Origin of the sequence: Ralstonia sp. 25mfcol4.1, from assembly GCF_900104095.1 — a bacterium.
In the GTDB taxonomy this organism is placed as follows: Bacteria; Pseudomonadota; Gammaproteobacteria; order Burkholderiales; family Burkholderiaceae; genus Cupriavidus.
Genome location: NZ_FNJO01000020.1, coordinates 37,147 through 50,159, shown reverse-complemented (window position 1 = coordinate 50,159; position 13,013 = coordinate 37,147). Strand labels below are relative to the sequence as shown.

Here is a 13,013-nt window from a genome sequence, read left to right as displayed (position 1 = left end):
CGTCAGCCGATGCGCGAATACTTGAGCAGCTTCTTCAGGTCCCCGCTCACCTTCTTCGGGTCGGGATCCTTCGGCCAGCGCATCATCAGATTGCCCAGCGGATCGACCAGGAAGATCGCGTCCTCGACGCGGCCGCCTTGCTCGGCCGGCAGCCATTGTGCGATGGCTGCACGGTCCATGCGCAGGAAGCGCACGCCGGCATACGGTTCGTTGTAGGCGGTAGATAGCCGATCGTCCACTTTACCGGCGTCCTGGATCAGCCAGACCGGCACGATCCGCTCGCGGTCCTCGCCCTGCCCCGCGCGGATCTGGCGCATTGTGAACAGCTTGCGCGCGCAGGCTTCGCCGCAGGCCGACGGATCGGTCATCAGCATCAGCCACTTGCCGCGCATCGACGTCAGCGGCACGGCCTCGCCGCGTTCGTTGACCAGTTCGACGGCCGGCATCGGGCGCTGCGGATCCACCAGCGCGCCATAGTTGGTGCTGGCGCCGGTCGGCTTGATCACGTAATAGGTGAAATACGAGAACAGCACCGGCGATGCACACACCAGCAGCAGCATCAGCATTTGCAGACGGCCACGGCGCGTGCGGGCATCGATGCGGGGGTCGGGCGTGGCCGAGGGATCTTGCTGCGGCATGGGGGATGTCTGTACGTTCATCGTTCGATCAATCTGATCACTCTCGGGTCATTCGGCGGCCGTGGCCGGCCCGGCATCGCGCCGGGCGCGGCGCCAGCCCAGCACGGCCACCAGCACCACGGTCAGCGCGGCCAGGCCGAACCACTGCGCGGCGTAGCCATAGTGGCGGTCGGCGCCAAAATCGGCCGGCGCCCAGTCGCGCGCCAGGCCATCGCCCGTATCGCCCGACTGTTCCAGCACCACTGGCAGCAGTGGCGTACCGATCTCACGCGCATACGCGGCGAGGTCGATATTCTGACGTATCTTGCGGCCGGCCTCCGCGGCGGGGTCCTGGCCCAGGCTGTACACGCGCGGCACGGCGGCAAGCGCGGTGCCTTCGACGGTGACTTCGCCGGCCGGCGTCGGGAAGGGCGCGATGCGCGTGCGGTCCTGCGCGTCGCGCGGCAGCCAGCCGCGCAGCACCAGCACCTGCCCGCCATCGACCAGCCGCAGCGGCGTCAGCACCAGAAATCCGGCACGGCTGTCGGCGCCGTTGCCATGCGGCCGGTTGTCCAGCAGCACGGTGCGACTGTCGTCGAAGCTGCCCCGTGCCCGCACTTGGCGATCCACCAGCGCGGCGGCGTCGGCCTGCCCTGCCTTCAGATCGTCCGGCGCCTGGGCCGCCAGCGCCGCCAGCCGCGCGGCGCGGTCGGTCTTCTCGTGCGCGCGGCCCAGTTGCCAGTTGCCCAGCGCGCAGGTCACCGCGATCACGACCAGCGCGGCAATCATCGGCACCGCGCCCGGCGCGCGCCACCGCCTGCGGGTCGTCACGGGTTTCCTCCGGCGGCGGCGATGCCATAATGGGCGCTTGCCGAAAAGAGCCCCCACATGCGCTTTGTCATCATCGTCGCCTTCATCCTGATCATCGGCAGCCTGGCGTCCGCGCTGTTCTTCATGATGCGCGACCGTGGCCGCACCCCCAACATGATGCGCTCGCTGATGCTGCGCGTCGGCTTCTCGATCGCACTGTTCCTGTTCATCCTGTTCTCGCACTGGATGGGCTGGATTCAGAGCACCGGCATCCACATGTCGCCCTGAGCCGCCGGGATACCAAACAAAAAGCGCCGCTGAGACTGACCTCACGCGGCGCTTTTCGTTTGTGGCTGGCTGGCTTCGCTCTCCCGCCGCGCGGGAGAGCGGTTGGCGGAGAGGGTAGAAAACCCACCCGGTCCTACAACCAGTACACGACCACGTACAGGCCCAGCCAGACCACGTCCACGAAGTGCCAGTACCAGGCGGCGCCTTCGAACGCGAAGTGGTGATCCGGCGTGAAGTGGCCCTTGAGCACGCGGCCCAGCACCACGGCCAGCATGATCGCGCCCATCGTCACGTGGAAGCCGTGGAAGCCGGTGAGCAGGAAGAACGTCGAACCATAGACGCCCGACGTGAGCTTCAGGTTCAGCTCGTGGTAGGCGTGCATGTATTCGTAGACCTGCAGGCACATGAAGATCGCGCCCAGCAGGATGGTCAGCACCAGGCCCTGGATCAGCTGGTTGCGCTTGCCGGCCAGCAGCGCGTGGTGCGCCCAGGTCAGCGTCACGCCCGACGTCAGCAGCAGCGCCGTGTTGATCGTCGGGATCGGCCACGGCCCCATGGTCTGGAAGGTCTCCACGGTGCCCGCCGGGCCCGTGTTCGGCCACACGGCCGAGAAGTCCGGCCAGATGATCTTGTTGTTCAGGTCGCCCAGCCACGGCATGGCGATGGTGCGGGCGTAGAACAGCGCGCCGAAGAACGCCGCGAAGAACATCACCTCCGAGAAGATGAACCAGCCCATCGACCAGCGGAACGACACGTCGATGTTCTTGCCGTACAGCCCGCCCTCGGATTCGCCGATGGCATCGCCGAACCAGCTCTTGAGCACGAACAGGAACCAGATCAGCCCGAAGCCGCACAGGTACGGCGCCCACGGCTGCCCGTTGACCCAACCGGCGGCTCCCGCGCCGGTCATCAGCAGGCCGAATGCCGCCGTGATCGGATGGCGCGACGGGCCCGGCACGAAGTAGTACGGGGCGTTTGCGCGATTCGCACTCATTCTTCTATCTCCAGCTCAAAGTCTCGATTCATGTTTTTCGCCCGTCCGGCCCCGACATCTGGCCGGCGGCGTGCTCGCTTTGTATCTGCTGCCCTGCTATGCCTGGCTGACCACGACGCGCACGATGGCGATCAATACCGCCACGAACACCGCTGCCGCGATCAGCCCGGCGATGATCACATGCACCGGGTTCAGCCGCGCCATGTCGGATTCGTGCTCCGACCCCTTGCGCAGCCCGATGAACGACCACAACACCGCGCGCACCGTCTGGACGAATGACGCCTTGCGATGTACCGGATCATCCGTCGCCATGCCCAGCCTCCTCAACTGCCCTGCTGCGTTGCCGTCACCCCGGCTTCCGGCGCCTGCGCCACCGGCGTGCCGATCTCGAAGAACGTGTACGACAGCGTGATGACCTTCACATCCTTCGGCAGCTTCGGATCCACCACGAAGACCACCGGCATCTCGCGCGCCTCGTTCGCCTTGAGCGTCTGCTGCTTGAAGCAGAAGCACTCCACCTTCTTGAAATACTCCGTGGCCTGCTTGGGCGCGTAGCTCGGGATCGCCTGCGCCGAGATGTCGCGCGACTGGCCATTGGCCACTTCGTAGACGATCGTCGTCAGCTCGCCCGGGTGCACCTCCATCGAATGCCTGACCGGCCGGAACGCAAAGGGGCCGCGCGCATTCGAGTCGAACTCCACGGTAATCGTGCGGGTCGTGTCGACCTGGGTATTTTTTACCGCGGCGCCGGCGCCATACAGGTCGCGCGTGGTCACCACGTTCAGGCCGGTGATGTCGCAGATCGCCTTGTACAGCGGCACCAGCGCGTAGCCAAAGCCGAACATCAGCGTCACCACGACCAGCAGCCGCATCATCATCCCGCGGTTGAAACGCTTTTCGAGGGCTTTGTCCTGCGCGTCCACGCCTTGTCTCCGGCTATTGCCTTGTTTTTTATCGGATCAGCCGCCAAGGAACTTCATCTTGGCTACAAATCCCAGGAAAAAAACCAACGCCACTGACAACAGAATCCATCCCAGGCGCCGGTTGGCGGCTTTCTGGCTGGCTTGGCGTTCCAGTTGCGACGGGCTTTTTGCTGAGGGCTGCATGATTCGGGTCTCGCTGGCCGGACACCCGTGGGCGCCCGGCCGGTTCGCGCTACTTCGCAATATTTCGTAAAACTACGACGCGCCTGCGCTTACTTCACCACCGGCGGCTCTTCGAAGGTGTGGAACGGGGCCGGCGACGGCACGGTCCACTCCAGGCCTTCGGCGCCATCCCACGGCTTGTCGCCGGCGGCCTGGCCGCCACGGTACGACGGCAGCACCACGGCGAAGAAGAAGTACACCTGCATCAGGCCGAAGCCCAGCGCGCCCAGCGACGCCACGGCGTTGAAGTCCGTGAACTGGGTCGGGTAGTCGGCATAGCGACGGGGCATGCCGGCCAGGCCCAGGAAGTGCATCGGGAAGAAGGTCACGTTGAAGAAGATCAGCGAGCCCCAGAAATGGATCTTGCCGCGCATCTCGTCGTACATGAACCCGCTCCACTTCGGACCCCAGTAGTAGAAGCCCGCGAACAGCGCGAACAGCGAGCCCGCCACCAGCACGTAGTGGAAGTGCGCCACGATGAAATACGTGTCCTGCAGCTGGATGTCGATCGGGGCGACGGCCGGCATCAGGCCCGTGAAACCGCCGATCGTGAACACGAAGATGAAGCCGATCGCGAACAGCATCGGGGTCTCGAACGTCATCGAGCCGCGCCACATCGTGGCAATCCAGTTGAAGATCTTCACGGCCGTGGGCACCGCGATCAGCATCGTCGCGTACATGAAGAACAGCTGGCCCGTCACCGGCATGCCCGTGGTGAACATGTGGTGGGCCCACACGATGAACGACAGGATGGCGATCGACGCCGTGGCGTACACCATCGAGCTGTAGCCGAACAGGCGCTTGCGCGCGAAGGCCGGCACCACGTGCGAGATGATGCCGAACGCCGGCAGGATCATGATGTAGACCTCGGGATGCCCGAAGAACCAGAAGATGTGCTGGTACATCACGGGGTCACCGCCGCCGGCGGCCGAAAAGAAGCTCGTGCCGAAGTGGCGGTCGGTCAGCACCATCGTAATGGCGCCAGCCAGCACCGGCATCACGGCGATCAGCAGGTAGGCGGTGATCAGCCACGTCCAGCAAAACATCGGCATCTTCATCAGCGTCATGCCGGGGGCGCGCATGTTGAGGATGGTCACGATGATGTTGATCGAGCCCATGATCGACGACGCGCCCATGATGTGCATGGCGAAGATGGCCATGTCCATGCCGGGGCCCATCTGCACCGACAGCGGCGCGTAGAGCGTCCAGCCTGCGGCGGTGGCGCCGCCCGGGGCGAAGAACGAGCCCACCAGCAGCAGCGCGGCCGGCGGCATCAGCCAGAAGCTGAAGTTGTTCATGCGCGCGAAGGCCATGTCCGAGGCGCCGATCTGCAGCGGGATCATCCAGTTCGCAAAGCCCACGAACGCCGGCATGATCGCGCCGAACACCATGATCAGGCCGTGCATCGTGGTGAACTGGTTGAACAGTTCGGGGCGGAAGAACTGCAGGCCCGGCTCGAACAGCTCCAGGCGGATCAGCAGTGCCAGCGCGCCGCCCGACAGCAGCATCGTGAACGAGAACAGCAGGTACAGCGTGCCGATGTCCTTGTGGTTGGTCGCGAACAGCCAGCGGCGCCAGCCATGCGGATGATCGTGCGCGTGATCGTCATGGCCGTGACCATGGTCGTGATCGTGCGCGTGGTCGTGCGGATGGCCCAGTGTCTCCGGGGTAGCGGTACTCATCGCAATGACTCCATCAATTCCTGAATGCGGGGCTGCCGCGGGTCAGCCTGCGACGCGGTTGCCCGCGAGGCTGGCCTGCTTGTCGTTGGTCGGCGTGGCGGCCTTCTTGGGGGCCGTGTCGCCGGCTGCGGCCTGTGCGCCGCCGCCTTCCGGGAACTTGCCTGCGCGGGCTTGCGAGAAGTCCGCCGGCTGGATCACTTCGCCGGTCTTGTTGCTCCAGCTGTTACGCGTGTACGTCATGACCGCGGCCAGCTCGGTATCCGAGAGCTGCTTCCACGACGGCATGCCGCCCTTGCCTTCCAGCAGGATGTGCATCTGGCCAGCCTTCGGGCCGTTGACGACCTTGGAGCCGTCCAGCGCCGGGAACGCGCCCGCGCCCTTGCCGGTCGGCTGGTGGCAGACCGCGCAGTTGGCGGCGTAGACCTTCTCGCCGCGCACCTTGATCTCGTCCAGCGTCCAGGTCTTGTTGGGATCGTCGGCGGCCGCGGCCATCAGCTTCTTCTTGTCGTCGACCCACTTGGCGTATTCGCCATCGGACACCACGCGCACCACGATCGGCATGAACGCGTGTTCCTTGCCGCACAGCTCGGCGCACTGGCCACGGTAGACGCCGGTCTTCTCGGCGCGGAACCAGGTGTCGCGCACGAAGCCCGGGATCGCATCCTGCTTGACGCCGAACGCCGGGATCATCCAGGCGTGGATCACGTCATTGGCGGTCGTGACGATGCGGATCTTCTTGTTGACGGGCACCACCAGCTCGTTGTCCACCTCCATCAGGTAGGTGTTCGACTTTTCCTGCTGGTTGTTGATCTGCTCGCGCGGCGTGGTCAGCGTGGACACGAACGAGATGCCCTCGCCCTGGCCCTTGAGGTAGTCGTACCCCCATTTCCACTGGTAGCCGGTGGCCTTGATCGTGATGTCGGAGTTCGTGGTGTCCTTCATCGCCACCACGGTCTTGGTCGCCGGCAGCGCCATGGCGATCACGATCAGGAACGGCACGATGGTCCAGACCACTTCCACGGTGATGCTCTCGTGGAACGAGGCCGACTTCGCGCCCTTGCTCTTCCGGTGCTTGAAGATGGAATAGAACATCACGCCGAACACGGCGATGAAGATCACCGTGCAGATGATCAGCATCATCCAGTTCAGCCAGTGAATCTGTTCGGCGATCTTTGTAACGGGTTCGGCCAGGTTCAGCTGTCGGACGGCTGGGCCACCCGGCATGTCACTGACCGCGGAGGCCGCCTGGCTGACAAGCAGGGACGTGCCTGCAAGACATGCTGCGGATGCCTTCTTCCACATTTTCATTGTTTATCTACCCAATTTACAGATTCAAATCTGTCCCCGCCCTGCCCCGCACCACGTCCGGTCCGGACGTCATGCAGGGCCGCCGCGAGCTCCTGCGCGAACTTGCGCCGCCGGTGCGGGTCCAGATACGACCCCACCCGCACGGTGCGCTTGCCCGACCGCAGAATCACGAGCGCCCGGAACGATTCACCCAGTTCAATCCGCACCCACTGTGGATTGAATACTTCCCGCGTGACCCGACTGGCGCTGGCTGTCTCCACGACCAGCATGCCGTCGGTCACACTCACGCGTTCATGATCCGTCGCATGGCGCGCATACGCCAGCAGGGCAATCCCCAGCCCGGTCAGTTCCAGGCCAGCAAACGGCAGCACGAGCCAGGCCCCATGCCACACGGTCAGAAACGCCGCGATGGCAATGGATAAACATGCGATGGAGAAGTAGAACCAGCCGACCTGGCGCGGAGAGAGCGAACAATTCCGCTTCATCAGCCAGTCATTGTCCGGCAAGGGGGTGCGTCCGCCGGGATTTCCGCCGGTGTCACCTACTGCCGTCTGGAATGCGATACCCAAGTCTTGCATCGCCAACCACTCTGCATCGGATGCACGCCCGGGACGAAATCCGCCCCAGGAGCGCACGTGCGGAGTGCCTTCCAGGAACGTTCTTGTGCCAGGGGACCACTGCGACAAACCGGCCCATTATATGGCGCTTCGCATACTCGAACAACATAGGATTTGACCGAAGTGCTTGCCATCCGCACAAATTTGTGCATGAGCTTTTTAGCCCCGATAGGCAACACAAACGACAAGCCCCGATTGTCGGGCAACCGTCCTGCTGGCGCGCTTCAGCGGCGCGTCTGGGCGCGGCCGATCTTGTCGACGGGGATGATCGCGCGGCCCTGATCGTCGGTTGCCTGTTTGCCACGGGCCGGGATCTTCCATGCATGGCCGTAGACAATCTCGAACGTCAGCGGGATCACGCCATCCGCGTTGCGCATGCGATGCAGGGCGGCGATCACGGCGCGATGCCATTTGCGGCCGCGCAGCCCCACCGGGCCCGGACGGCGCATGCCGCCGAAGGCGCGCACTTCATCCAGCAGCTTTTCGGGCGATTCGTAGGTGACGGTCAGCGTCTCCATGTCCATCACGGGCGTGGACCAGCCGCTGTGCACGAGCATGTCGCCGATGTCGTGCATGTCGACGAAGCGCAACGTGTGCGCGTCGAGGTCCACGTCGGCGAATGCGGCCCGCAGTTCCTTCAAAGTGTCGGGGCCAAACAACGAGAACATGACGAGCCCGTCGTCGGCGGTGACCCGATGCCATTCCGGGAACACGCGGTGCGGCTCGGGATGCCAGTGCAGCGCCAGGTTCGACCACAGCAGGTCGAAGCTGGCCGCGCCAAAGGGCAGTGTGGCAAGATCGCCCTGCACCAGGTCGAACACTGGGCGCTTGCCCAGCAGGCGCCCCACCCAGCCGGGCCGGCGCTGTGGGTCTCGCCCGGCGGCCTGCTGCAGCATCGCGCCGGAGATATCGATCCCGGCAATCTGCGCATCGGGAAACCGCGCGCGCAAACCCGCCAGACCCTGGCCATGGCCGCAGCCGATATCGAGCGCGCGGCCCGGCGACAGCTTGACCACTTCCATCCGCTCCTGCATCCGCTGGCCTATCTCGCCAAGCAGGAAATCGAGCTGGCCGAAGCGCGGGCTACGGCGATCGAAGGCAAGCCGGGTCAGCCGCGCGGGCGGCAACCAGGCATCTGGGGAGTCGGAGGCATGCAGGGACACGGACAGACGAGGCGGCAAGAGTCGAATCAGCAGGTGCGGCAAAGTGTCGCACCCCCGGAGACCGCACGGAGCGGGCCGGCGGAAGTATACGCGCCGGGGCCCCTGCGTGCCCGAAGGGTCTTTGCCGGGCCGGCGGCGCAGTTGTGGCGCGCGCTGTTGCCATCGGCCTGTCTGGTCTGCGCGGCCGTGCAGCGCGACGTGGTATGCGCCGCATGCGCCGATGCGTTGTCGCGGCCCGTATCGCGCTGCCCCCGGTGCGCCACGCCGGGCAGCCACGGCGCTTGCGGGCTGTGCGCGCACGACGATCCGCTCGATGCCACGCTGACGCTCGGCGACTACGCCGCACCGTTCGACCAGCTGGTCCTGCAACTTAAATTCGGCGCCCGGCTGCCCGCTGCGGGATGGATTGCCGCCCGCCTGGCCATGCTGGCGCGCACCGGTCACGCCCCGCCCGATCTTCCCGACCTGCTGGTGCCGATTCCGCTGTCACCATCCCGCCTGGCAGAACGCGGTTACAACCAGGCCTGGGAAATCGCGCGGCCGCTGGCGCGCCACCTGGGCATCCGCGCATCGGCCACGCTGCTGTCGCGACGTCGCGACACAATCAGCCAGCGCACGCTGGACCTGACCGCGCGCCTGGCCAATTTGCGACAGGCGTTCGTCGTGAGCCACGACACGTCACCGCGCGGGCTGCATGTGGGGCTGATCGACGATGTGATGACCACGGGGGCCACGCTGCGCGAAGCCGCCCGGGTGCTGAAAAGGCAGGGCGCGGCCCGCGTCACCGCGCTGGTGGCCCTGCGCACTCCGTGACACGACGGGGCGCACGCGGTAAGCTGCGCACCGGTTTTTTGCTGCCATCCCATGTTCAACGTCGTCCTTGTCGAACCCGAAATCCCGCCGAATACCGGCAATGTGATCCGCCTGTGCGCCAATACGGGCGCGCAGCTGCATCTGGTCAAACCGCTGGGATTTCCGCTGGAAGACGCGCGCATGCGGCGCGCAGGGCTGGACTATCACGAATACGCGACGATGCGCGTGCACGAAAGCTGGGACGCGCTGATGGCGGCCGAACAGCCCGACCCCACCCGTATGTTCGCGCTGACCACGCACGGCTCCACGCCGTTCGGCCAGGTCAGCTTCCAGCCGGGCGACTGGTTCGTGTTCGGATCGGAAACGCGCGGCCTGGCGCCCGAGCGGCGCGAGTGGTTTCCGCCCGCGCAGCGCATCCGCCTGCCGATGCGACCCAACAACCGCAGCCTCAACCTGTCGAACACAGTCGCCGTGGTCGTGTTCGAAGCCTGGCGCCAGAACGGCTTCGCGGGCGGCGCCTGAGCGCGCCCACGCCGGACATGTCCCGCGTCAATCCTCGGCCTGCACGTGAGCCGCGCGGATCACCTTGTCCCAGCGTGCCTTCTCGCTGACCATCGTCTGCCGCAGCGATGCCGGCGCGGTACCGGCCGGCACGAAATACTGCGCGCGCATCTTGTCACGCACGTCGGCGCTGCCGATGATCGTGACCAGTTCGCGATAGAGCCGGTCCACGATCGGCGCGGGGGTCCCGGCCGGCGCCAGAATTGCCTGCCACGAGATCGCCTCGAAGCCGGGATAGCCCGATTCCGCCACCGTCGGTACCGATGGCAGCAGGCCGGTGCGCCCCGACGACGTCACCGCCAGCAGCCGCAGCTTGCCAGCCGTCACCAGCGGCATGGCAATCGCCGGCACCATGAAGCCCGCCTGCACCTGACCGCCCACGATGGCCGTCGTGATCTGCGGAAATCCCGCATAGGGCACGTGCTGCAGGTCGATGCCGGCCATGGCCTTGAGCTGCTCCATCGCCAGGTGCGCCGCGCTGCCGTTCCCGACCGATCCATAGTTCATCACCCCCGGCTTCGACTTCGCCAGGGCGACGAACTCACGCAGGCTATGCACCGGCAGCCGGGCATCGATGACCAGCACGTTGGGCGACGTGGCCACCAGCGTCACCGGCGCCAGCTGCTTCATCGGGTCATAGCTCAGATGGCGATACAGCGACGGCGCCGTCACCAGCGGGCCGTTGATCGTGAACAGCAGCGTGTAGCCATCGGGCACAGCCTTGGCCACCAGCCCCGTGCCGATATTGCCGCCCGCACCGGGCCGGTTCTCGACCACCACGGCCTGACCCAGGACGGCAGCCAGTTTCTCCGTGACGATGCGGGCGATCAGATCCGGCGACGATCCCGCCGGAAACGGCACGATCATGCGGATCGGCCTGGCCGGCCAGGTGTCGGCGTGGGCGAGCGCGGGCCACGCGAGCGCGGCAGCGCAGGTGGTCAGGGCCTGAAGTACCCGGCGGCGAGTGAATATGTCCATGCGGTTCTCGATGCGCTGGCCTCTCCCCCGGCCCCTCTCCCGCCAGGCGGGGGGGAGCGAACCGGCAGCCTTTGCTATGTGTTCGGTATGGCGGAAAGCGAGCCAGCAGCCGTTGCCATGCGTGCTGTGTGCGCCCCTCTCCCGCGCGGGGGAGAGGGGCGGGGGAGAGGGCCGGCCGTTCCATCACTCGATGCGTTACTCGTCCCGGGCGTCGCGCTGCAGCAGGCGGTCCACGGCATCGGCCGCCGGCAAGCCGTCGAACAACACCGCGCAAACCGCACGCGTGATCGGCATCTCCACGCCCTTGCGCGCGGCCAGGTCGGCCACCGCCCGTGCGCAGCGCACGCCTTCGGCCACGTGGCCCAGGTCATGCAGGATCTGTTCTAGCGTCTTGCCGCTGGCCAGTTGCTGACCCACCTTGCGGTTGCGCGACAGATCGCCCGTGGCGGTCAGGATCAGATCGCCCATGCCGGCCAGACCCATGAAGGTTTCCATGCGGCCGCCCAGCGCCAGGCCCAGGCGCGTCATTTCGGCCAGACCCCGCGTCACCAGCGCCGCGCGCGCATTGAGGCCCAGCCCCAGCCCGTCGCTGGCGCCCGTGGCGATGGCCAGCACGTTCTTGACCGCACCGCCGACCTCGACGCCGATCAGGTCGTCGCTGCCATAGATGCGCATCGCGTGATGGTGAAACGCCGTCTGCGCCAGATCCGCCAGTGCGTGCGTGGAACCCGCCACGGTCAGCGCGCACGGCAGGCCCTGCGCCACCTCCCTGGCAAAGCTGGGCCCGGTCAGCACGCCGTATTCGATCTCGCGGGGCGCCACGCCCAGTGCGTCGAGTTCCTCGCGCACCATCTGGTGCGGCAGCGCGTGGGTATTGGCCTCGAAGCCCTTGCACAGCCACAGCATGGTCAGCGGCCCGCGCCGGCGCGCCGCCAGCCGGCGCGTCATCTCGCGCAGGCCCGATACCGGGGTGGCCACCACCAGCAGGCCTTGTGCGTCGGCCAGCGCATGGTCGACGGCACGGTCGAAATCGGCTTCGCAGGCCAGCCGGGGCGACAGTGTCACGCCGGACAGGTAGGTGGCGTTGGTGCCTGTGGCGGCGATGTCGGCCAGCTGGTCCGCATCGCGCCCCCAGAGCACCACGTCGTGGCGGGTATCGGCGGCAGCGTGGCTGGCCAGTGCGGTGCCCCATGCACCGGCGCCCAGGATGGTCAGTTTCATGGCAGATCGAGGATCGGGCCGCACGGATGCGCGGTCATGCAGACAGTATGGATGTCACGGGACCGTGGGTCGTCAGAAAGCGCAAACGGGGCCGAAGCCCCGTTTTTCGTCTAATCCGGCCGTGGCGCGGATCAGTGGCGAGCCTGGCTGCCGTCCGGCAGCACGATGCCCGAGTCGCCGCCCTGGGCTTGCGCCTCTTCCATGGCAGCCTGCAGGCGTTGCTCGTACAGCGCCTGGAAGTTGATTTCCGACAGGTGGATGGCCTGGAAGCCGGCACGCGTGATCACGTCGGCGATGTTGCCGCGCAGGTACGGATACAGGATGGTCGGGCAGGCGATGCCCAGCAGCGGGTCCAGCTGCTCGGCCGGCACGTTGCGGATATCGAAGATGCCGGCCTGATGGGCTTCCACCAGGAATGCCACCTTGTCCTGCACCTTGGTCGTCACGGTACCCGTCACCACCACTTCGAAAATGCCTTCCTGCAGTTGGGCCGCGCCCACGTTGACCTGCACTTCGACCGACGGGGCTTCCGATTCGAGGAAGATGGCCGGCGAGTTCGGCTGCTCGAGCGACATGTCCTTCAGGTACACGCGCTGGATGTTGAAGAAGGGCTGGTCGTCCTGCTGGGTGGCTTGTTGCTGGTCGCTCATGAAAGGCTTCCGGATGGATCGGTTTGGGCGCGCTGCGCCATGCGCAGCCGGATGCCGTAGCCCCGGCGGCTGTTTGGAAAGCGCATATGGTACATGACGCGGATGGCGAATTCACCGTGCCGCGCCATTATCAGAATCGCCGCTTGATCTGCTGCAGCGCAGCGAA

16 protein-coding genes are annotated in these 13,013 nt (G+C 66.1%); 3 read left to right on the top strand and 13 right to left on the bottom strand.

Features of this window, described 5'->3' with window-relative positions; all coding sequences use genetic code 11:
* Positions 1 to 2 precede the first annotated feature (2 nt).
* Complete coding sequence (locus tag BLQ58_RS25865; protein ID WP_254776164.1) at positions 3 to 638, bottom strand: SCO family protein; 636 nt, start codon at positions 636 to 638, stop codon at positions 3 to 5.
* Positions 639 to 686: 48 nt separating this feature from the next.
* Positions 687 to 1,406: an SURF1 family protein gene (locus BLQ58_RS25860; protein ID WP_092603241.1), complete on the bottom strand. Its 720-nt coding sequence runs from the start codon at positions 1,404 to 1,406 to the stop codon at positions 687 to 689.
* 99 nt (positions 1,407 to 1,505) lie between these two features.
* Between BLQ58_RS25860 and BLQ58_RS25855 the strand changes: the two genes are divergently transcribed.
* Entirely contained in the window at positions 1,506 to 1,715 is a 210-nt protein-coding gene (locus BLQ58_RS25855) for a twin transmembrane helix small protein (RefSeq protein WP_092603143.1), read from the top strand.
* Positions 1,716 to 1,848: 133 nt separating this feature from the next.
* Here the strand turns inward: BLQ58_RS25855 and BLQ58_RS25850 are convergent, their stop codons facing one another.
* From BLQ58_RS25850 to BLQ58_RS25820, 8 genes are all read right to left on the bottom strand, one after another.
* Positions 1,849 to 2,709 (bottom strand): cytochrome c oxidase subunit 3, encoded by an 861-nt coding sequence (locus BLQ58_RS25850; protein WP_092603141.1) that lies wholly within the window; start codon positions 2,707 to 2,709, stop codon positions 1,849 to 1,851.
* Positions 2,710 to 2,805: 96 nt separating this feature from the next.
* A complete protein-coding gene (locus tag BLQ58_RS25845) occupies positions 2,806 to 3,021 on the bottom strand; it encodes a DUF2970 domain-containing protein (RefSeq protein ID WP_092603139.1) in 216 nt (71 codons plus the stop codon).
* 11 nt (positions 3,022 to 3,032) lie between these two features.
* Positions 3,033 to 3,632 (bottom strand): cytochrome c oxidase assembly protein, encoded by a 600-nt coding sequence (locus BLQ58_RS25840; RefSeq protein WP_092603137.1) that lies wholly within the window; start codon positions 3,630 to 3,632, stop codon positions 3,033 to 3,035.
* A 36-nt stretch (positions 3,633 to 3,668) separates the two neighbouring features.
* Entirely contained in the window at positions 3,669 to 3,815 is a 147-nt protein-coding gene (locus BLQ58_RS29245; protein ID WP_175460007.1) for a cytochrome oxidase small assembly protein, read from the bottom strand.
* Positions 3,816 to 3,904: 89 nt separating this feature from the next.
* On the bottom strand, positions 3,905 to 5,536 hold the full coding sequence (gene ctaD, locus BLQ58_RS25835; protein ID WP_092603135.1) for a cytochrome c oxidase subunit I: 1,632 nt from the start codon (positions 5,534 to 5,536) through the stop codon (positions 3,905 to 3,907).
* A 42-nt stretch (positions 5,537 to 5,578) separates the two neighbouring features.
* Complete coding sequence (gene coxB, locus BLQ58_RS25830) at positions 5,579 to 6,844, bottom strand: cytochrome c oxidase subunit II (RefSeq protein ID WP_092603133.1); 1,266 nt, start codon at positions 6,842 to 6,844, stop codon at positions 5,579 to 5,581.
* Entirely contained in the window at positions 6,841 to 7,422 is a 582-nt protein-coding gene (locus tag BLQ58_RS25825) for a DUF2244 domain-containing protein (protein WP_092603131.1), read from the bottom strand. The genes coxB and BLQ58_RS25825 overlap by 4 nt, the downstream gene beginning before the upstream one ends.
* Before the next feature lie 263 nt (positions 7,423 to 7,685).
* Complete coding sequence (locus BLQ58_RS25820; protein ID WP_092603239.1) at positions 7,686 to 8,624, bottom strand: methyltransferase domain-containing protein; 939 nt, start codon at positions 8,622 to 8,624, stop codon at positions 7,686 to 7,688.
* A gap of 156 nt (positions 8,625 to 8,780) precedes the next feature.
* Here BLQ58_RS25820 and BLQ58_RS25815 point away from each other — a divergent pair, with 156 nt between their 5' ends.
* On the top strand, positions 8,781 to 9,437 hold the full coding sequence (locus BLQ58_RS25815; RefSeq protein WP_343656733.1) for a ComF family protein: 657 nt from the start codon (positions 8,781 to 8,783) through the stop codon (positions 9,435 to 9,437).
* Between the two features lie 51 nt (positions 9,438 to 9,488).
* On the top strand, positions 9,489 to 9,959 hold the full coding sequence (trmL, locus tag BLQ58_RS25810; RefSeq protein ID WP_092603127.1) for a tRNA (uridine(34)/cytosine(34)/5-carboxymethylaminomethyluridine(34)-2'-O)-methyltransferase TrmL: 471 nt from the start codon (positions 9,489 to 9,491) through the stop codon (positions 9,957 to 9,959).
* A 27-nt stretch (positions 9,960 to 9,986) separates the two neighbouring features.
* Here the strand turns inward: trmL and BLQ58_RS25805 are convergent, their stop codons facing one another.
* The 3 genes from BLQ58_RS25805 to secB form a co-directional block, all read right to left on the bottom strand.
* Positions 9,987 to 10,970, bottom strand: coding sequence for a Bug family tripartite tricarboxylate transporter substrate binding protein (locus tag BLQ58_RS25805; protein ID WP_092603237.1), 984 nt, complete (start codon positions 10,968 to 10,970; stop codon positions 9,987 to 9,989).
* Between the two features lie 201 nt (positions 10,971 to 11,171).
* The gene (locus BLQ58_RS25800; protein ID WP_092603125.1) at positions 11,172 to 12,197 is read right to left on the bottom strand and encodes an NAD(P)H-dependent glycerol-3-phosphate dehydrogenase; all 1,026 of its coding nucleotides are present in this window, start codon (positions 12,195 to 12,197) and stop codon (positions 11,172 to 11,174) included.
* A 131-nt stretch (positions 12,198 to 12,328) separates the two neighbouring features.
* Positions 12,329 to 12,847: a protein-export chaperone SecB gene (gene secB / locus BLQ58_RS25795; protein ID WP_066739790.1), complete on the bottom strand. Its 519-nt coding sequence runs from the start codon at positions 12,845 to 12,847 to the stop codon at positions 12,329 to 12,331.
* Positions 12,848 to 13,013 lie beyond the last annotated feature (166 nt).

Excerpts from the sequence above, each read along its gene's own strand:
- BLQ58_RS25865 (WP_254776164.1), bottom strand. The coding sequence starts at position 638 with ATGCCGCAGCAAGATCCCTCGGCCACGCCCGACCCCCGCATCGATGCC.
- BLQ58_RS25860 (WP_092603241.1), bottom strand. The coding sequence starts at position 1,406 with ATGATTGCCGCGCTGGTCGTGATCGCGGTGACCTGCGCGCTGGGCAAC.
- BLQ58_RS25855 (WP_092603143.1), top strand. The coding sequence starts at position 1,506 with ATGCGCTTTGTCATCATCGTCGCCTTCATCCTGATCATCGGCAGCCTG.
- BLQ58_RS25850 (WP_092603141.1), bottom strand. The coding sequence starts at position 2,709 with ATGAGTGCGAATCGCGCAAACGCCCCGTACTACTTCGTGCCGGGCCCG.
- BLQ58_RS25845 (WP_092603139.1), bottom strand. The coding sequence starts at position 3,021 with ATGGCGACGGATGATCCGGTACATCGCAAGGCGTCATTCGTCCAGACG.
- BLQ58_RS29245 (WP_175460007.1), bottom strand. The coding sequence starts at position 3,815 with ATGCAGCCCTCAGCAAAAAGCCCGTCGCAACTGGAACGCCAAGCCAGC.
- ctaD (WP_092603135.1), bottom strand. The coding sequence starts at position 5,536 with ATGAGTACCGCTACCCCGGAGACACTGGGCCATCCGCACGACCACGCG.
- coxB (WP_092603133.1), bottom strand. The coding sequence starts at position 6,844 with ATGAAAATGTGGAAGAAGGCATCCGCAGCATGTCTTGCAGGCACGTCC.
- BLQ58_RS25825 (WP_092603131.1), bottom strand. The coding sequence starts at position 7,422 with ATGCAAGACTTGGGTATCGCATTCCAGACGGCAGTAGGTGACACCGGC.
- trmL (WP_092603127.1), top strand. The coding sequence starts at position 9,489 with ATGTTCAACGTCGTCCTTGTCGAACCCGAAATCCCGCCGAATACCGGC.
- BLQ58_RS25800 (WP_092603125.1), bottom strand. The coding sequence starts at position 12,197 with ATGAAACTGACCATCCTGGGCGCCGGTGCATGGGGCACCGCACTGGCC.
- secB (WP_066739790.1), bottom strand. The coding sequence starts at position 12,847 with ATGAGCGACCAGCAACAAGCCACCCAGCAGGACGACCAGCCCTTCTTC.